We start from the raw sequence: 19590 nt of genomic DNA, 5'->3' as shown, positions 1-19590 counted from the left end.
GTGTCAACAATTCCCTAATACTTCGCCTACAATTAAACGGTTACCATTGACAAAATCCCATCCCGACTGCGGACGTTTGCCGGCTAAGTGAACCTCTCGTAAAAGTAGCAACCCCTCACCAGTTTGGGCAATAGGGCCAATTCCCTTGGCGATGCTTACCACTTCTCCTATACTCCCTGATCCGGTTGATAAATCAGGTAATTTTTCGTAAATTTCTGTTATTTCAGGTGTCGGATCGTCACAGTAAGCATCCCCAATGGGAATAGAGGCAATAATTTTTATTCCTTGATCACGAAAGGTGGTTGTACAATTGGGGTAAAAGCCTCTAATTTGGTTGTGTAATTGAATAGCAGTCTTTGACCAGTCTAATGTGTAGTTGTGCTTTGTAATCAAAGGCGCGTAAGTCGCCTCTGAGTCATCTTGAGGAACAGGTTCAATTTCTTGATTTTGCCAATGGAATAAAGTTTCTACTAATAAATCTCCGCCCATTACAGATAGCCTCTGAGCTAAATCCTGGGAATTATCTAGCAATGCAATCGGTGTGCTTGCCTTCAATAACATAGCTCCGGTATCCATTCCTACATCCATTAACATTGTGGTGATCCCCGTTTCCTTTTCACCGTTATACAGAGACCACTGAATTGGTGCTGCACCACGATACTTAGGTAAAATCGAGCCATGGACGTTAATACAACCTAACCTGGGTATATGCAATATTTCTGCTGACAAAATCTGTCCATAGGCCACCACCACAAAGACATCTGCATCACACTGTTGAAGTTGGGTTAAAGTCTCAGTATCCTTTTTAATCCGTGGTGGTTGCCATACAGGCAAGTTATGGTCAATAGCAACGGTTTTGATGGGGGAAGGGATTAATTTATTTCCCCGTTCACGACGTTTATCAGGTTGGGTGACAACTGCTAGAATCTCAAACTCTGGTTGATTTAGTAATTTTTCTAGGGTAGGAACGGCGAAGTGAGGTGTTCCAAAAAATACGATTTTCATTAGTTATTACTTATTACGTAGGTCATCTGAAATGATTTGTCTTTCCCCCAGGACAAAATACAAATAAAGTCCTGAGTCAAAACCAATTTAGATAATTCTATAGGATTTTCGCTCACTGACGTACTCAGTAGTAATTGCGTACTACATCAAAACAAGGATAAATAAGCAGGGGTTAAATGTCCTCATAAATCATCCCATTCCCGCCAGTACACTGTCCATTAACCAAGCTTATTGGCAGTAACACTGCAAAATGAATTTTTTTGATGTTAAAGTGGTTTCATATTGGCGAAAATCAAGGTTCCTTGATAGACTATATATCGTGGGTTAAGCAGCTAATCAGTTGGTGTAAACTCTGGGCAGTATTAGTCTTCCTATTTGGCTATGTTTCACAACCAGTCATTTTAGGTTTACTAAGTCAATCTCTGTGATGGGTTTAACCCCTATTTTGCTAAGAGTTTAGTTGTGTTTATCGAACTCATGAGATTGCGATCCCGCAATTTTTCCAGAAATATGAGTTTCTATCTTAGGGTAGATGGTCAAGCTGTTTTCTTAGTTTTATTGAGTTGTGCATCATCTTTCTCAACTGTTGCAGTAACGCCTGACTTTTACCTTGATCGGGGTCTGCTTTCTTGTGGCAGGAATCAATAGGGTAAAGACCTGTAACATATTTTATGTAGCTAGTAACTATAGAGTTAGTCTGGATGAGTTTTTGATGGCAACCCTCCAGGAATACAATCATAATCTCTCAGTAAACAGGTGCAAATTATGATACTAAACTTTTGTCAAGTTCTGCAAAGTTTCAACAAATTATTCAGTTTAAATCGTTAAATGTAGAAATTTGTGGTTATATCTTTAATTATCTAATTATCGTCTGGTTCCTTGCTGCCTAGGTATTGCTCTTCACACAGCACCCCCTCCTCCCTAGAGAGTCCACATATGCTCAAACCCTTCTTGCTATCAGGATGGTTCCGCCTCCAACCATTTGTCAATTATGTTGTTCTGGTGATGCTGATCACCCCCTTAGTCGCTGTATCGGTTCACTCTACCTCAGCAAAACAATCAAAAGCAGTCACAAATATGGCTACTGCAGGGTCAGAGTTTGACTCTGCTCCATTGAAAGTGGCTAGTATAAATGAACCTTATTTAGTTGAAGTATTAACAACATCTCCCATCATCTCTTTGACGGCAAAATCTCGCACTATGCCATTGTTAATGGCTTCTTTGGGGGAACAGTCAAGATTACAAAACGGGGTTGACTCTTTGCTAACAGATATTGATGCCCATCATGTTTCACCGTTCATAGGAGGAGAACTAGTAGTAATTCCAGAAACTCCTGTGAGTAAATTTAATTTAGGGCAACAATTCCCACAGCCTGCGCATACCCTTCATGGAAAGTTCCCCAATGAATTGCTGATGGCTAAATCATTGAGAAAAACTCCTCAACAATTGCCAGAAATTTTCAGGCGAGAAACACCTGTGATCGAAGAACTGGATGCAGCGCAAGTAGCAGATATTGATCCCATAGGAAGCCCCCATCCCATTCCTTGGAAATGGATTGTCGCTACCCATGAGGCGATTAGTGCTAACGGCGGTTCGGGGGTTCGCTATTACCGCAGTGTGCCTGTGAGTTCTCCAGATGGTAGATATATTGTTTACAGTAGGGTGCAGCTAGAAGTAAAACCAGAAATGTATAACAGCAAAGTTACCAGTGTGATGTTTCTGCAAGATACGCAAGCTAAAACCTTGCGGGTGATGCTTTCAACCGGTCCTATGAGCGATCCTTTGTTGAACACAAAGGACTCATCAGTGGTAGCCGATACTGGTATGAGTGGTCAAATTGGGGTTTTAGTTCCTGTTAGCTGGTCAGAAAAAGGCGATCGCTTTTTAGCACGTAAATTTAAAGGTAAGTTCAACACAGGCGATTCTACAGACCATGCAGTCATTTGGGATCTGCAAAAAAATTACATTAATACTGTTGCTCCGGCCCGTGAGGCACATGAGCATGAGAAGATAGCCGTATTATTGGGTTGGAGTAAAAACAAACCTGATCATGCACTTTTCCGTTCAGGAGAAATGGGAGAAGAAAACTGGCCTTTGGTGCAAGTTACTACCGATGGTCAGACTTTAGATACAACAGATGCAGATCAGCCTATTACTTTTGGTCAAAAAATTACACAAGTTTGGCCAGGTCCACAATTTGCTTCTCGATAGCTTCTAAATGGTCAGCCTTACTCCCGTTGTCATATAATAACAACGGGATTTTTTTTACAACAATTAAAGCTATAGAATAAATTTTTCTATTTACTGATTTACCTAACTGCTACTATTCTAACTTTTCACTGTTTTCTAATTGATTCAGGGTTTCTTTGACGCGACGGATAGGTAAATTAGCAATCAAGGCTGTGGTGCGTTGGTTGCTTTCTAAAGAAAACTCTAGCCCCTCTGCCTCAATTTCCACATAGCGACAAACTATCTCTAGAATTTCCTGTCGCATTTTTTCTAACTTTTGCGGGTCTAAATCAACGCGGTCGTGAGCAATCACCAGTTGCAAGCGACGTTTCACTTGTGTGCGACTGCTGTCAGGACTACGTAAAAATAATCGTTCTATAAGTTCGAGAATCATTGCCAATAGGTTTGCGGAGACTGGAACATGAGTTAAACAATCTTTGTCCATAACAACCTTCGCAGACGGGCGAAGAGGCTGTCGTGGGGTGAGTCCAGATCAAGAAAATCGACCTTTTCTCCTTCCAATCTACGGGCAATATTATCAAAGGCTATGGCAGCTAAACAGGGGGTCTCCCCTAATACTAAAGGTTCGCCGCGATTGGTAGAGACAATAACACGCTCATCATCCGGTATCACCCCGATGAGGGGTATTGCCAGAAGTTCCTGAACGTCTTGCACAGACATCATATCATTTGCTCGCACCATTGCCGGTCTGATGCGGTTAATGATTAAATGAGCACGCTTAATTCCTTGTGCTTCTAATAACCCCACTACTCTGTCAGCATCGCGAACTGCGGAAATTTCAGGAGTAGTGACAATTAGGGCTTCTTTTGCCGGGGCGATCGCATTTTTAAACCCATTTTCAATACCAGCCGGACTGTCAATAATCACGTACTGGAACTTTTGGGCTAGTGCATTCACTAGCAATTTCATTTGTTCCGGAGTGACTGCGTCTTTAGAACGATTTTGCGCTGCTGGTAGTAATACAAGATTGGGCTGTCGCTTATCTTTAACCAAGGCCTGTTCTAATCGACACTCCCTAGCCAGAACTTCCACCGCAGTATAAACTATGCGGTTTTCTAGTCCCAGTAGCAAATCCAAATTTCTCAGACCAAAATCCGCATCAACTAAAGCTACTTGACGCCCCATTTTGGCTAAAGTCATGCCTAAATTTGCTGAAACTGTGGTTTTACCCACTCCTCCTTTACCGGAGGTAATGACAATAATCCGAGTCATGATAGAGTTGCGCCCGATGAGGGTTCAGGAAATATAGTAAATACTTATAGCACCTGATTTAACCTATTTAATTGGTTTCTGGAAAAATCATTAGCCCTGGCGATGCGAATTCCTTCGGAGGTAATGTGAGCCACTTCTGGAAAAGTCGGCATTGGTGATTTCTCTGGAGACCTAGCTACAGCATCCGCGATCCGCAACTGGGTTGGTTCCATTTGCAAGGCCATAATCAGACACTGACGATTACCTCCGGCACCCGCATGAGCAATTCCACGTAATCTTCCCCATACTACAATATCTCCTTGTGCAACTACGATACCACCTGGATTTAAATCTCCTAAAATAACTACTGTGCCAGGATGACGAATTTCTGTCCCGGAACGTACTGTCATTTCTAGATATAGGGCATCTGCTGAGGTGGGTATAGCAGTTTTAGACTGGGAATTGAGAGAACTTTCTGGTGACATCTGTTCGACTGAATAACCAGAGGTGACAGCGGCGATCGCCGTTTGCCGACGACTGGTGGCTACAGATTTCAAATCCAGTTGCGCCTCACCCAAAGCCTCAGCGAATTCTTGTAGTTGTCGTCCATCTAACAAGCGGTCTTTAGCGATTAAATGTACTGGTCTGCTGGATCTGCGAAAGCGTTCGCTGGCATTTAAGCGCAACTTTAATTGTTGCCAAATCTCAGACCAGGCGAGTTCTGAAGCTGGTATTTGAGATTCATCTGGCAAAATTACCAACAGTCTTTCTCCCTCACTTTTTAACTGCACTTGGATATGGTTTTTTAACCTATTCTCTGCTGTTAATGACTCAGGAGGGTCAGTATCCAAATCTATATCATCCAACTGAGACAGAGAATCTACATCAGTGGGAATAGAGTTTGAATCTAGATCATCCGATTCAGAATTTGACTGTAAGTAAAGGATAACAGAATTTAGCTCTGCATCCGGGATAATATTATCAGAAGGAGTCTCAATATTACCAGACTTCAACGACCCACCCTCTGCAAAGCTAGGATTTACCTCTAAATCCGAAATATGAGACGTTGATCCTGCATCAGGGAGTGCAGAATTTGACTCTAAATTGGGGATATGAGAATCAGAAGTCATGCAGCACCAACCAAAAGATACACCGAGTAATTATCAATATTAAGTCAGTTGTAAAATCCAAAAATTTTTTTACCTATGGCTTTCTAGTTAATCTTGTGTAAATTGTCGCCAAGGCATCAGCATCGCCGACATTACCAGGAAACAGCACCACTGGTAAATTGGGGAACTGAGGGTGTTCCGCAGTGGTGATTACCATTGAACAACCAGCTAAAATTTGTCCCAGTAACCGGGCTGAATTTAAACACAGTCCAGTACTTAAGACATCGTTGGAAGTTATCCCACCCTTGCTGATTAAAAATCCGATATCAGATGGTAAACCCCGGACAATATCCATCAATAAACCCGAAACTTTCAGCCCAAATTCTAACCTACTGTTGATATCCTGAAAAGTTAGTTCCTGACGACTGGTATAAACTACTGGTGTTTTCCCACCATTATGTACCGCTTTTGTAGTTTCCACAATCTCGGTTAGCAGTTTAGCAGATTCATTCACCCCATTATCCAGTAATCGCGCTACATCTACTTCAATTCCCACCGTCCCCTCCACTTGCAATAACGACTGCAACTGCTGAGTGGTCTTTTTAACGTGGGAACCGACAATTACTGCACCCGGTTTTCCGTCCCGCACATATTCCGCCATGTTTTCAGCGGCAATGGGTTGAGGAGGTAAGCCCGCCAAAGCTGTTAGAATACTGGCAGCACTGCGAAACAAAAAGCGTTTTCCTTGACTTGCTGCTGTTAGCACATCTACAGCAAAGGAGTTGAGATCCGCTTGTGTCTCACCATCTACCACTGCGCACTGATTATTACTCAATCCCAATAAGCGTTCTAAACTACCACGGCGAATATCCTCCAGTAAAAATCTGGTTACAGATTCCGCACTAATGCGCCCCTGAGTCTTTTCATCTACATAGTTGGGTAAGTAACTGTGATGGTAGCTGAATACCGAATCACGGGCAAATTCTGTTTCATGTACTGGGGTAGGTATACCATCAATCATCAGGTAGTGTACGCTGTCGCGGGTGATCCGACCACCTTCAAAAAATGCCGGGACAAGAAAATGAGCGTCAAACGGTCCGAGTTCTTGGGCGATCGCATCCGTTTCTATGGGATAATGTCCCCGCAGCGTTGAGTCGGAACGGCTAACAACTAAAAAGTCAGTTATATTTTCCTCTCTTAACGCCTGTTTTAACTTTTGACAGACTTCTCTAGTCACAGCAGCTGCTGACTCCGGCGGTAAGGATCTGGTATTTGTCAGGACAAAGAATATTGGTGAATCATCTCGCAAGCCGAGGCGTAAAGTGTCTACATCCCACTGCATCAACAGTAAGCAACTGTGGACTGTTTGTGAGCCTGTGGGGTCATCATCTAAAACAATAATTTTGGGTCTATTATTCATAAATGTGTTTTATTTACAGGTATTTTTTTATTATCCCGCAAAATGCGTTAGCAGTAACTTTTACTGATAGAAGATTTATTTAACCACATATCAACACAAATGAACACAGATACCTCATATTACATTCTGGATGGGTACTCTAATAATCTTATAACTTCTGTGGGGGGATTCCTGCGGCACTATTGTAACTCACTTAAATAAAAGTTGCTGTGATAGTACGGAGTTTGGCTATTTACTATTAAGGTTGTTTTATTTGCTGGTATTTTTTTGATCTTCGAGATTTCTTGACCCACAGATAATAATACAGCATTTATCAGTTTTATTATGAAGCATGAAAAATTCATTTGATCACATTTATGGTTTGCGTAGCTTAGTAGTTTATACGTACCTTGATCTGAAAGATTTTTTTCAATCTTCTGAGAAGATTTGCATATCCGAATCAGGCTAATAAATAATTTTATGATTTAATAATTCCTTATATAAGTATTTGTTAATGAATTAAAAGATTTTGAATATCTTATGTGGTATATGATTTATGCTTTCGGTTTTTTAGTAAAAATGTTAGCTAAAAATAAATGTATTTTGTTAGTATTTTTAACACGACTATCATATGATATTGCTAATAAATTGTTTTGTCCCAATATTGCTCATGCAACTAGAAATAAAACCATTTACTGTCAATAAAAGGTTTCCCTTGACTATTAGTCGCGGAACAACATCCCAAACAACAAACCTATGGGTAAAGATTTTACACGACGGCATTGAGGGTTGGGGGGAAGCATCGCCATTTGGTGTAGGTAATCATGCCCAATCTACTGTTCTTATTAAACAGCATTTGCAGGAACTAGCACCAATATTAAAAACATTCAGCCCGTTACAACGACAGCAAATTGAGATAATTTTAACACAACGGCAGGCTCCCTCATCGGTGAGGGCAGCGCTGGATATGGCTCTATGTGACTGGCTAGGTAAGCTTGTGGAATTACCTCTGTGGCAAATTTGGGGATTTGACCCTAATGTTATAGTTCCAACTTCTGTCACAATTGGAATTAATTCACCAGCCGCAGCCAGGGCGAGGACGCGGAACTGGTTAGAATTTATGGATGTTCGCCTTTTCAAAGTAAAATTAGGTAATCCTGATGGTATCGAGGCTGATCGGAAAATGCTGTTAGCAGTGCAAGAAGAAGCACTAAATTTAGAATTATTCGTAGATGCAAACGGGGGTTGGAGTTTAGAAGATGCCATTTATATGTGTAATTGGCTAGCTGATTTGGGTATAAAATATGTAGAACAACCATTACCACGAGGGCAAGAAACAAGTTTAGCCTCACTCAAAGAAAAATCCGCTTTACCAATATTTGTGGATGAAAGTTGCTTTAACAACAGCGATATTCCTGATTTAGCAAACTATGTGGATGGTATAAATATCAAACTCATGAAATCAGGGGGACTCACAGAGGCTATGCGTATGGTACATACAGCCCGAGCTTATGGGTTACAAGTGATGTTCGGTTGCTATTCTGACAGTACACTAGCAAATACAGCCGCAGCACAGTTAGCACCATTAGCTGATTATTTAGATTTAGACAGTCACCTTAACTTAATTGATGACCCCTTTACCGGTGCATTGCTGCAAGAGGGGAGAGTTTTACCAAACGATTTACCTGGCTTGGGAGTACAATACAGTGCGTTTGCTGCTTAATCAAAAAATAGCAATTCTGCTACATGAAGGAATTACGGGAACTCAGGGTAAAACCGGGCTATCACTTTTACGCTACTGTCAAGCCCCCATCGTTGCCTTGATTGATCGCCAATGTGTGGGCAAATCTTTGTTAGAATTAACTGGGATCAAGAACAATGTGCCAATTGTATCATCATTAACCGCAGCACTCAAGTACAAACCGGAAGTACTAGTAATTGGTATTGCTCCTAAAGGTGGGGCTTTACCGGATGATTACTGGGAAGACATTAAAAATGCTTTACAAGCTGGGATGTCTTTGGTGAATGGTTTACATACACCATTGGCAAATATACCAGAGTTAAATGCTCTGCTCAAACCGGGACAATTAATTTGGGATGTGCGTCAAGAACCGGCTAATTTAGGCGTTGGTAGCGGTTTGGCTCGTACTCTTCCCTGTCGGCGGGTGCTGACTGTGGGAACTGATATGGCAATTGGTAAGATGTCCACTAGCCTAGAATTACACTGGGAGTCACAGCGACGGGGGTGGCGTTCCCAATTTTTAGCTACAGGTCAAGCTGGGGTGATGTTAGCGGGGGAGGGGATACCCTTAGATGCTGTGCGGGTAGATTTTGCGGCCGGTGCTGTGGAGCAAATGGTGATGGGTTGTGGTAACGACTACGACATTCTCTATATTGAGGGACAAGGTTCATTGCTGCATCCCGGTTCTACTGCTACTTTGCCTTTAATTCGTGGCTCCCAACCAACACAATTAATTTTGGCACATCGGGCGGGACAGGCTCAAGTACGTAATCATCCCCATGTTGTGATTCCCTCTTTATCCAAGGTAATTCGCCTGTATGAAAGTGTCGCTAGTGCAGCAGGTGCTTTTGGGGATGTTCCTGTGGTGGGTATAGCTTTGAATACGGCTCATCTAGACGAGTTTACAGCTCAAGATGCGATCGCGCAAACCACAGCCGAAACTGGTTTACCTTGCAGTGACCCCGTGCGTTTTGGGGCTGGTATTTTGTTAGATGCGATTATGAATAATTAAGGAACTAGAAATTTAAATATTAAAAACAATTTTATGCCTAGTAGCACCTGGAATCGTCATCACGTTCTTTCCCTGGCTGACTTCACAACCAATGAATACGATACAGTTTTACAAACTGCTGCTAGTTTTCAAGAGGTGCTGTCACGGCGGACAAAAAAAGTACCAAGTCTACAAGGACAGGTGGTGGCGAATTTATTTTTTGAACCCTCCACACGCACTCGCAGCAGTTTTGAACTGGCCGCTAAACGCCTGAGTGCAGATACGCTCAACTTCACCGCAGCCAGTTCTTCCATGACTAAGGGAGAAACAATTCTTGACACAGCCAAAACCTATTTGGCTATGGGAACTGATATTATGGTCATCCGTCATCGAGAAGCAGGAGTACCCAATGCGATCGCTCAAGAAATGGATCGTCTGGGAGTAAGAGTTAACGTGCTCAATGCTGGTGATGGTCAACATGAGCATCCTTCCCAAGCACTGCTAGATTTATTTACTATCTGTACATTGATTGACCCCAGTCATCCCCGACTAGAACTCTTAAAAGATAAAAAAATTGCCATCGTCGGAGACATTTTACATTCCCGCGTAGCCCGATCCAATATCTGGAGTTTAACAGCCAGTGGCGCTCAAGTGCATCTGGCATCACCCCCTACCCTTCTACCTCAGTTATTCCAAGACTTTGTTTTAGAAAGCGGTCAAACTGACCCATCCCCAAAACTTAACCGTCAACTATTTTTACATTGGGAATTAGAACCAGCCTTAAAAGATGCAGATTTAGTCATGACCTTGCGCCTGCAAAAGGAACGCATGACAGCTCACCTACTCCCAAGTTTACGAGAATATCATCAGACCTTTGGCATTACACGCAAAAAACTACAACTGTGCCAGCCTCATGTTAAAGTCTTACATCCAGGGCCAGTCAACCGTGGTGTAGAAATCAGCTCAGATTTGATGGATGATCCAGAATTTAGCCTAATTCAGTCCCAAGTTACCAGTGGTATCGCTATTCGCATGGCACTGTTATATTTATTAGGTAGTGGTAAAGATTCAGCTTAATAGTGGGGGACTTAAGTCCCCCACTGATGGCAAAGTAATATACTACCACCCAAGAGAAGAGGCTGATCAAAAACCCATAACTTCCCTTAACTGTTACTCTCCAGTAATAGAAAGTCCGTCAACCCAAATTTTGGGACAAACCCCACCAGGGGTAAGCTCGACTTCTTTTTCCACATAAACTATCGACTTCAGGAGTTCCAAGAAATCACCCGCAACAGTGGCTGATTCAATACTAGTTCTCACACCGTTATTAACTAACCAGCCATCAAAAGGCAGAGAAAACGAACCTTGTAAAGATTTAACCCCTGCATGGAGAGCTTGTAAATCATCAATCAAAACCACATTTTCTGCAGTTTCTAAGCTCAACTCCTGTGCGGGTGATGTAGCTGCAAAAACATGATAGAAGTTAGGACTAACGCTGACTTTTGCCCCAATACTAGCATTACCAGTCGGCTGGGTATTCATTCTTTTCGCAGTACCCGCACTGTGAAGAAAACTTTTTAGAACGCCATTTTCAATCAGCGACACCTGGCGAGTCGGAGTTCCTTCACCATCAAAACTTTCCGCACCCACGTTAGCTGGGTGTAGTGCATCATCATAAACTGAAAGCAAAGGTGAAGCAATTTGCTTACCTAAATCATCGGCATTAGACAAGCTTTGATTATCCAGAATACTTTGAGCATTAAACAGGTTAGAAAAAGCACCCAATAAACTTAAAAAAGCATCAGGAGAGAAAACAACTAGATATTTACCAGACTGGATTTTTTCATAGTTCAGGTGGCTAATAGTTTTCTCGGCTGTTTCCTTGACACAACCATTAATGTCGAGACTATTTAAACTCCGCTCAACTCTAAAAGCGCTACCACTCCGTGGTTTTTTGCCATCTTCCTCAGTTTTGCTGTAAAGATAAATCGATGCTAAAGAATGAGATTCAGTTCTAGTAGCACCGTCACTATTGACATAGAACCTATCAATATCTCTTTGAGCTAAACCATTATAAGGAACACCCTTAATTGCCCCATGAGCCGCTAAAAGTTCCTTTTCAGCCGCCAGTAGACTGTTAATCAACTCAGCCACAGGTGCTTGGGGCGCTTTATCATGAGGTGTATAGCCAATAGGAACAGTGGACTCTGGACTAAAATCCGGGACATTTTCCTTCACACCAAAAAAACTCGCCTCGTAGGCAGTTTTTAAAGCTAATTCTAGCCCTTTGGGATCTACATCCGTGGTGCTGGTAACACCCATTGTATTCTCATCATTCCAGACGCGAACAGTTACCCCAGAACGATTTGAGGCTTTTACTTGTTTCGGCTCACCTTGGTCTACTTGGACGCTAGTTTCATCTATTGTTGAGCCGTAAATGTCAAATTTTTTAATACCAAGTTTACTAGCTTTTTCCTTGGCGTTATTGGCAATTTCTGTAATATTCGGCATAGTCAAAGGATTTCGTATTTGAGATTATGTTGCGCCAAAAGTTTGGTTTGTGATTTTGTGCCTTGGTGGTGTATTCCATGTTGTAATGAACACGAAAACACCAAGACACGCAGGAATTTCTATCTGCCGCCAACGGTGATAGAATCAACCTTAATGTGCGGTTGTCCAACCGTGGTGTAGATACTCCCACTAACAGAACCGCAGAAGCCGGGAGCTAGTTCCAAATCTTGAGAACACATGGAAATCTTATTCATAATTTCCTTGGCTTCACCAATGAGAATGGCTCCTTTTAGTGGTTTAGTGATTTTGCCATTTTCGATTAAATAAGCTTCATCTACACTAAAGTTAAATTGACCTGTAGCGCCAACGCTACCGCCACCCATCTTTTTACAGTAAATACCTTTATCAACAGAGTTAAATAAATCTTCAGTGCTGTAGTCCCCAGGAGCAATATAAGTATTACGCATCCGACTAGCAGCAGCAAAAGTATAACCTTGGCGGCGGCCGCTTCCGGTTCTAGGGTGTCCAGTGCGAGAGGAGCCTGTTCTGTCTGCTAAGAAGTTTTTCAGAACACCTTTTTCAATTAATAGGGTTCTTTGAGCCGGCATACCTTCATCATCCATGTCAATGGTGCCAAAGGCATTTTCTGCCCGTCCCTCGTCCCAAGCTGTAAGACTTTCGTGGGCAATTTTTTCGCCTTTTTGGTCGGCGAATGGGGTAGTTTTACGTTCAATTTGGGTAGTTTCTAGCAGATGTCCACAGGCTTCGTGGAAAATTACCCCACCGAAGTGATTCGCCATGATAATGGGGTAAGTACCCGAATCTACATAATCTGCATAGAGCATTTTTCCAGCAGATTCTGCTATTTGTTCGGCTGCTTGTTGATAATCCCAAGTTCTCAAGAAATTAGCATCACTGGTGTTACCAGCGCGTTCCCCAATGGAGGCGCGATTAGCACCGTCAGCGCACAATAGGTTAAACCCCACCGATTGAGTCAGGCGAATGTCACGAGCAAATGTGCCATCACTAGCAGCAACTAAGACTTCTTGCCAATCTCGGAAATAGGAAGCCCGGCGCGATTGTACATGACTAGCTTTTCGCTGCAGTTGAGCAGTACCATCTAAAAGCACTTCTCCCATTTCTCGGATGGAACTACACAGGGGTAACCAACCATCTTTGCCTCTTTTGGTGGCGTAGTCTCTGAGTAACTCTAGGTTAATTTCTGGGATAAAAGCATTATGAATAGGTAATTCTAGTCCCAGAATAGAAAGACCTTTTTCTAAGGCTGCTTTTAAACCCCCAAATGATAGGTCATTGGTGCTAACGTAGCAGTCGGCTGTACCGCGAAATACCCTCACCCCTGCACCTGTGACTAAACTGGGTGAAATGCTGGTAATAGCGTCGTCTTCTGCTAGACAACTAATGTAGTTACGACGTTCTAAAAAGAATTCGATCAGGTCAGCACCGGCGGCGCGTCCTAATCCTAGGAGGGTAGCCAGAGGGGCTTCCCAGGTCTCATCGAATCGCTCTGGAGTTGAGGAGTATTGTAGTGTGGGAATTTGGTTGGACAGAAGTAGTGTACTTGTAAGCATAGATAGCCTCGTCTGCTGGCGTTATCAGAGATTTGACTGAAAAACCTCTGGTGCCTTAACTCTAGCAAAATTCTGGGATTGGGGAGATGATGCTGCGGGGTTGTTAAACCCCTGTGAACACCTAGACAAAATTCGGATTTTTTGTGGGCAGTTATTGCTCTGAGTGTAAACTGGAGTTACTCAGGGGTAAATATTTAATTATACTCAGGATTTACTTATGAATTTCTCGTCAGCTAGATTATATTTTTACCAGGAAATTCAGGAGCATGAGGAGGCTATTGACCTAGCCAAGGCAGCCTTGTATATAGCTCAGGAAGAATATCCTCACCTGGATATTGCCGAATACCTCAATACCCTGGATATAATGGCTGGCGAAGTTCAAGAACGCTTACCCGCTTCACAATATCCTCTGCGAATTATCCAAACTATTAATCAGTATCTCTACGTTGATTTAGGATTTGCTGGTAATCAAAAGGAGTACTATGACCCCCGCAACAGCTTTTTCAATGATGTCATTGACCGTCGTTTGGGGATCCCCATTACTTTGGCGTTGGTTTATCTAGAAATTGCTCGTAGGATTGATTTTCCTATGGTAGGTGTGGGAATGCCAGGACATTTTCTGATTCGCCCTGATATTCCAGATATGGAAATTTTTGTGGATGCGTTTAATGGGGGTGAGGTGATGTTTGTAGAGGATTGTGAAAAAAGATTATCTCAAGTGTTTCAGCAACCTGTGAGTTTACAGCCTGAGTTTTTAGAACCGGTAAGTAATCGGCAATTTTTGATGCGGATGCTCACTAATTTGAAATATATTTACCTCAAACAACAAAATTTAGCGAAAAGCTTGGCGGCTATAGAACGAATCTTGTTCCTGTTTCCTGGGATGATTTTAGAAGTGCGCGATCGCGGTTTGCTCTATTATCAACTTGGTGAATATGCCCAAGCTGCTGATGATTTGCAAAGTTATTTGGATAAGGTTCCTCATGCTCAGGATGCGGTGGTAATTCGCACCTTACTGGCTGAGTTGGACAAGGATTAGCTAATCACTAATGACTCTGCTACTTGTTTGAGGCGACTTAGTTGGGCTTGCATATCTTTTTGAGTCCAAGATGCGGCAAAGTTATTGAACCCCCAACTGACCAAAGGATTAGGAATATTGAACTCAAAGCGGTTGACAAGAAGTGTTCCTTGTGGTAAAGGTTGACATTCCCAGCGATCGCGTCCTTGAAAGAATCCCTGAAATTCCCAAACCACTAAACCTGGTTCTCGTTCCACAACAACGCTGTATAAGCTGGGTTTAAGTAGGGGAACTTGAATAATAAAGCGACTTTCACTACCCACATCAGTACTCCAAACTTCCCCCACAGGTTCACAACACAGAGCAGGATTAAGCCAACGGTGCATGAGTGTTAAATCAGTAATGCAGCGTTCCACCGCTGAAGCTGTGGCATTAATTTGAATAGATTGTTCAAAAGCTCGGGACATTCTCAATTTCTCATCCTGTAGCTGCACAACAGCTTATCGCAAAACTAGACATAGCTGATTTAAGGTTTTACTTTCAGCTTTTGTTGTAATTCCTCCTTAATGCGGTTGAGGATAGATTGCTCGTCTAAGTTTGCCAAAATCCGACTAATAACTGCTTTGGGTCCTTCATCTCCCCAAGTAGCGCCATGGGCTAAATAAACCTTAGTAACTTGTCCAATACCATAGGAAGAAACCCCAGCCACCCCAGCTTGGGTGAGTGCTACTGAAATGTAAGGCGCAAAGGTCGCGCCAGCGGTAGCTGATGCAGAAATACCCAGCAGAGTTTTTAAGCCACTTAAGCCTAAATTTGCGAGCAACTCACTCAAACCGATACCGCCCATACTCAGGGCAATTTTTTGGAGCAATTGTACAGCACCACTTTCGCTCATAGGGATGCCATAGAGTTTAGATAAACCCAAAATCAAAGAAATATCAATTACTATACTACTGAGTATATCCACAACAGTAACCGGATTGAGAGCGATCGCTATTGCCTTAGTCATCACAGCCTTCCAAATCAACTGATTAGCATTTTGCTCCCTAATCATCAGTTTTCGCTCTACCAACTGCTCATTGACATTATCCGCATAAAGCATAGTATTGAGAGCCACTAAAGCCTTACCCTCACGCTGTAAAATCTCCAGAATTTTTAGTTTCAGTTCTTCAACCCGGGCTGTACTGCTACGTAACTGCACCCCCCTACTACCATCAGGGCGAATAATCGCCGTCCTCACCAGTGGTGATGCTGCTGTCATGACAATTTCCAGGGGAGTGAGTAACTCCCTCACCCGTTCATCTCGGATTTTGCGATAAATTGCCATGCGGTCGGATTCGGGATATTGGTCTACCTTGTTAAATACCAGAATTATAGGTTTACCCGCTTCCCGCAACTGAGAAAGGGCTTGATGTTCTATTTTTGTCATGTCCCCGGCAATCACAAACAAAATTAAATCTGCTTGCTTTGCTACCTGTTCAGCTAATGCAGCACGAGTATCACCATCTACTTCATCTAACCCAGGAGTATCAATTAGTTCCACCTGACATTGACCTTCCCCAGATAAAGTTACCCGTAAGGTAGGTTCATTGTCCCCGATTTTTTCTTCACTAATAGTCCAGTCAACTCTTTGGGCATTACGGGTGACTCCATGGAGAGGTCCAGTTTCAAACACAGTTTGTCCCACTAAGGCATTGAGTAGGGAGGACTTACCGCGTCCCACCATGCCAAAAGCAGCAATTTGTACTACCATACTGTCCAACTTACCCAGCATAGTTTCCAAATCAGCCAGTTCAACTTCCAAACCGCGTTTTTCCTGGGGGGTCAGGTCAAGATTGGTAACTAAGTTTCGCAGTGCTGTTTGTGCTTGTTTATAGTTGAGTGACTTTTGAATATCTTCAAAACTGAAAATGGCACTATCAAGTTCTGCCTCCCAGTTAGGCGAGTCGCTGTGATGAGGTTCAGGCAAAGGCAATGTAGAAGTCATATCAATTTGAAATTGGCGATTTGGGATTTTATCCCGATATTCTTATCCTAGTTATTTTTAGCAGGAGATTGGGTGAATCAGTAGGGGTGCGCAGGAGAAGTTTTTCCCAATTACTAATGAGCAATGACCAATGACTAACAAAACGTCCTAAACTGAAAAATGCATCTATTAGCGTTAGAATCTTGACTAAATCACCTGTGCGGAAAATAGTTATAGCCGGTAACTGGAAAATGTTCAAAACCCAGGCAGAAACCCAAGATTTTTTACAGGGATTTCTGCCTCATTTGGAGGAAATACCCCAAGGGCGGGAAGTGGTATTGTGTTCTCCTTTCACTAACCTAAACCTGTTGTCCAAGAGTTTGCATGGTAGCCTCATCCAGTTGGGGGCGCAAAATGTTCACTGGGAAGAAAATGGAGCCTATACGGGCGAAATTTCTGGACCTATGTTGACGGAACTTGGTGTACGTTTTGTAATTGTCGGTCATAGCGAAAGACGACAATACTTTGGAGAAACAGATGCAACGGTCAATTTACGCCTCAAAGCGGCTCAAAAGCACGGTCTGACACCGATTTTATGTGTAGGCGAAACTAAAGAAGAACGAGATGGTGGGGAAACTGAATCAATAATTACCGCCCAGCTAGATAAAGACCTCATAGATGTCGATCAGGATAATTTGGTGATTGCTTACGAGCCTATTTGGGCAATTGGTACTGGTGATACTTGTGAATCCACTGAAGCTAATCGGGTCATCGGTTTAATTCGTAGTCAGTTGAGTAATCCTCATGTTTCGATTCAATACGGTGGTTCAGTGAAGCCGAATAATATTGATGAGATTATGGCTCAACCGGAAATTGATGGCGCTCTTGTGGGGGGAGCCAGTCTGGAACCCGCAAGTTTTGCTCGCATTGTCAATTACAAGTAATTTTATCTATAACGCTTTTTCCCTGGCCGGTCCGGGGAATGCGTGTATTGATTTTATTCTTAATGTTTGTTTTTTAACTGAAAATGTCTATATGTCCAGCCAGTTAATAATTCGCGATCGCTGTTTTGTGTGGGGACAGCGAACTTATTTGATGGGTGTTTTAAATGTTACCCCCGATAGCTTTAGCGATGGTGGTCTGTTTAATCATAGGGTTGGGGCTTTAGCACAAGCACGAGCCATGGTAGCTGCTGGCGCTGACATCATCGATGTAGGTGGTCAGTCAACTCGACCGGGAGCGGAGCAAGTCAGTCTTGTAGAGGAACTGGATCGGGTACTACCCATCTTGGAGGCTATCCGACCAGAAATTAGTGTGCCCATATCCGTAGATACAACTAGAGCGAGTGTAGCCAGGGCATCTATAGAAGCTGGTGCTGATATAATTAATGATATTTCTGGTGGTACATTTGATTTAGAGATGCTACCTACAGTTGCTAGTTTAGATGTGCCGATTGTCTTGATGCACATGAGGGGAACGCCCCAGACAATGCAACAAATGACTGATTATGAGGATTTGATGGGAGAAATTTCTAGTTTCTTAGCAAAACAAATTCTAGCAGCAACTAGAGCAGGGGTTGACCTCGAAAAAATCATCATTGATCCCGGGATTGGTTTTGCTAAAAATCATGAGCAGAACTTAGAAATTTTGCGCCGATTGAGTGCATTCAAAGCTCTAAATTGCCCTATTTTAGTAGGAGCATCCCGGAAAAGTTTTATTGGACACATCTTAAACCAACCAGACCCCAAAGCACGGGTCTGGGGAACAGCAGCAGCTTGTTGTGCAGCTATTTCTCATGGTGCTGATATCTTGCGAGTTCACGATGTTCAGGAAATGCGAGATGTGTCACTGGTAGCTGATTTACTATTGCGATAAAAATGGTAATTGTGGTTTCTCCTTATGCAAACTGCTGTCATCACCTAGCTGTTACTTTGTTGGTGAGTTATTGCTACTACCTTCTTGAGCTATGGAGTCGGCAATCAACTGGTTATAGACTTCATTAGTTTTACTGGGGTCTATGAAGACAATTTTAGCATTATTACTCTCACCAAGTTTTTGGCTAGCCACGACATAATCTTGAGCAACAAGATATCTAAGAATTTCCCGGCTTTCAGGATGAGAACGTAAAGCTTCAGAAATTATCTGCATTGAGGTTTGAGTTCCCTGGGCTCTCTTAATAGCAGCGTCCCGTTCCCCTTCGGCTTCAAAAGCCAGGGCCCGTTTTTTAATTTCTGCTGCTCGCTCTTCTTCCATTGACTTTCGCACACTTTCAGGCGGTGTAATGCTTTGAATATCCAAGCGCAGAATCTCGACTCCCCAATTTTGTGTTGTTTGATTTAACTGATTTAAAATGGCTGTGTCCATTTCTGCACGGGAGACATTGGTTTCTTCCACAGTGTTTTGGGCGATGATTTCCCGGAGTGTAGTTGTGGCTAGTTGTCTGAGAGACCCTTGAAGATCATCGATTTCGTAGAAACTTTTCACTATATCTCTAATGCGCCAAAACAGAACAGCATCAACTTCTAGGTAAATGTTATCTCTAGTGATCACATTTTGAGGTTTGATGTCTATAAACTGCTCGCGTATGGTATCCTCCATCACAATCTGATCTACCAAAGGAACAATAAAATTGAGTCCAGACCCAAGTTTGCGGTGATATCGCCCCAAGCGTTCTACTAGGGCTTCGTTACCTTGATTAATCAATTTTGCAGATCCTAAAGCATAGGCTATGAGTGCTAAGACTATGGCAATAATTGGCTCCATATGTTCTCCTATTCAGCCTTTGGGTAAATTTAGTGTAAATCATATGGTACTACC

The 19590-nt window shown here is 42.6% G+C and carries 17 protein-coding genes; 7 read left to right on the top strand and 10 right to left on the bottom strand.

Annotation, left to right across the window (positions count from 1 at the left end):
* Positions 1 to 3: 3 nt before the first annotated feature.
* Positions 4 to 1005 (bottom strand): methionyl-tRNA formyltransferase, encoded by a 1002-nt coding sequence (gene fmt, locus PN447_RS17875; protein WP_271764355.1) that lies wholly within the window; start codon positions 1003 to 1005, stop codon positions 4 to 6.
* A gap of 936 nt (positions 1006 to 1941) precedes the next feature.
* On the opposite strand from fmt, the gene PN447_RS17870 reads away from it, so the two are divergent.
* A complete protein-coding gene (locus tag PN447_RS17870) occupies positions 1942 to 3216 on the top strand; it encodes a hypothetical protein (RefSeq protein WP_271764354.1) in 1275 nt (424 codons plus the stop codon).
* 112 nt (positions 3217 to 3328) lie between these two features.
* On the opposite strand, the gene minE is transcribed toward PN447_RS17870, so the two are convergent.
* The 4 genes from minE to PN447_RS17850 all read right to left on the bottom strand — a co-directional run bounded on the left by minE (position 3329) and on the right by PN447_RS17850 (position 6975).
* Positions 3329 to 3628: a cell division topological specificity factor MinE gene (gene minE / locus PN447_RS17865; protein WP_271764381.1), complete on the bottom strand. Its 300-nt coding sequence runs from the start codon at positions 3626 to 3628 to the stop codon at positions 3329 to 3331.
* Between the two features lie 32 nt (positions 3629 to 3660).
* On the bottom strand, positions 3661 to 4467 hold the full coding sequence (gene minD, locus PN447_RS17860) for a septum site-determining protein MinD (protein ID WP_271764353.1): 807 nt from the start codon (positions 4465 to 4467) through the stop codon (positions 3661 to 3663).
* Positions 4468 to 4511: 44 nt separating this feature from the next.
* A complete protein-coding gene (gene minC / locus PN447_RS17855; protein ID WP_271764352.1) occupies positions 4512 to 5576 on the bottom strand; it encodes a septum site-determining protein MinC in 1065 nt (354 codons plus the stop codon).
* A gap of 73 nt (positions 5577 to 5649) precedes the next feature.
* Positions 5650 to 6975 (bottom strand): four-carbon acid sugar kinase family protein, encoded by a 1326-nt coding sequence (locus PN447_RS17850; RefSeq protein ID WP_271764351.1) that lies wholly within the window; start codon positions 6973 to 6975, stop codon positions 5650 to 5652.
* Between the two features lie 649 nt (positions 6976 to 7624).
* Here PN447_RS17850 and PN447_RS17845 point away from each other — a divergent pair.
* The 3 genes from PN447_RS17845 to PN447_RS17835 are packed head-to-tail and all read left to right on the top strand — an operon-like array spanning position 7625 to position 10763.
* On the top strand, positions 7625 to 8677 hold the full coding sequence (locus PN447_RS17845) for a dipeptide epimerase (RefSeq protein WP_271764350.1): 1053 nt from the start codon (positions 7625 to 7627) through the stop codon (positions 8675 to 8677).
* Positions 8661 to 9707 (top strand): DUF1611 domain-containing protein, encoded by a 1047-nt coding sequence (locus PN447_RS17840; protein WP_271764349.1) that lies wholly within the window; start codon positions 8661 to 8663, stop codon positions 9705 to 9707. The genes PN447_RS17845 and PN447_RS17840 overlap by 17 nt, the downstream gene beginning before the upstream one ends.
* 33 nt (positions 9708 to 9740) lie before the next feature.
* The gene (locus PN447_RS17835) at positions 9741 to 10763 is read left to right on the top strand and encodes an aspartate carbamoyltransferase catalytic subunit (RefSeq protein WP_271764348.1); all 1023 of its coding nucleotides are present in this window, start codon (positions 9741 to 9743) and stop codon (positions 10761 to 10763) included.
* 93 nt (positions 10764 to 10856) lie between these two features.
* Here PN447_RS17835 and PN447_RS17830 read toward each other — a convergent pair whose 3' ends face one another.
* On the bottom strand, positions 10857 to 12197 hold the full coding sequence (locus PN447_RS17830; protein WP_271764347.1) for a TldD/PmbA family protein: 1341 nt from the start codon (positions 12195 to 12197) through the stop codon (positions 10857 to 10859).
* Between the two features lie 119 nt (positions 12198 to 12316).
* Positions 12317 to 13789, bottom strand: a complete 1473-nt coding sequence (locus PN447_RS17825; protein ID WP_271764346.1) for a TldD/PmbA family protein — start codon at positions 13787 to 13789, stop codon at positions 12317 to 12319.
* A gap of 217 nt (positions 13790 to 14006) precedes the next feature.
* Between PN447_RS17825 and PN447_RS17820 the strand changes: the two genes are divergently transcribed.
* On the top strand, positions 14007 to 14828 hold the full coding sequence (locus PN447_RS17820) for a SirB1 family protein (protein WP_271764345.1): 822 nt from the start codon (positions 14007 to 14009) through the stop codon (positions 14826 to 14828).
* On the opposite strand, the gene PN447_RS17815 is transcribed toward PN447_RS17820, so the two are convergent.
* Both PN447_RS17815 and PN447_RS17810 read right to left on the bottom strand, forming a co-directional pair.
* The gene (locus PN447_RS17815) at positions 14825 to 15274 is read right to left on the bottom strand and encodes an SRPBCC family protein (protein ID WP_271764344.1); all 450 of its coding nucleotides are present in this window, start codon (positions 15272 to 15274) and stop codon (positions 14825 to 14827) included. The two genes, PN447_RS17820 and PN447_RS17815, sit on opposite strands and share 4 nt — an antisense overlap.
* Before the next feature lie 59 nt (positions 15275 to 15333).
* Entirely contained in the window at positions 15334 to 16794 is a 1461-nt protein-coding gene (locus PN447_RS17810) for a GTP-binding protein (RefSeq protein ID WP_271764343.1), read from the bottom strand.
* A 197-nt stretch (positions 16795 to 16991) separates the two neighbouring features.
* On the opposite strand from PN447_RS17810, the gene tpiA reads away from it, so the two are divergent.
* Both tpiA and folP read left to right on the top strand, forming a co-directional pair.
* Positions 16992 to 17717 (top strand): triose-phosphate isomerase, encoded by a 726-nt coding sequence (tpiA, locus tag PN447_RS17805; protein WP_271764380.1) that lies wholly within the window; start codon positions 16992 to 16994, stop codon positions 17715 to 17717.
* Between the two features lie 91 nt (positions 17718 to 17808).
* Positions 17809 to 18648 (top strand): dihydropteroate synthase, encoded by an 840-nt coding sequence (gene folP / locus PN447_RS17800; protein ID WP_271764342.1) that lies wholly within the window; start codon positions 17809 to 17811, stop codon positions 18646 to 18648.
* A gap of 51 nt (positions 18649 to 18699) precedes the next feature.
* On the opposite strand, the gene PN447_RS17795 is transcribed toward folP, so the two are convergent.
* Positions 18700 to 19536, bottom strand: a complete 837-nt coding sequence (locus PN447_RS17795) for an SPFH domain-containing protein (RefSeq protein WP_271764341.1) — start codon at positions 19534 to 19536, stop codon at positions 18700 to 18702.
* Positions 19537 to 19590 lie beyond the last annotated feature (54 nt).

Origin of the sequence: Anabaena sp. CS-542/02, from assembly GCF_028331085.1 — a bacterium.
GTDB lineage: Bacteria > Cyanobacteriota > Cyanobacteriia > Cyanobacteriales > Nostocaceae > Anabaenopsis > Anabaenopsis arnoldii.
The sequence above is the reverse complement of the archived record's forward strand: the minus strand, read 5'-3'. Positions and strand labels throughout refer to the sequence as shown.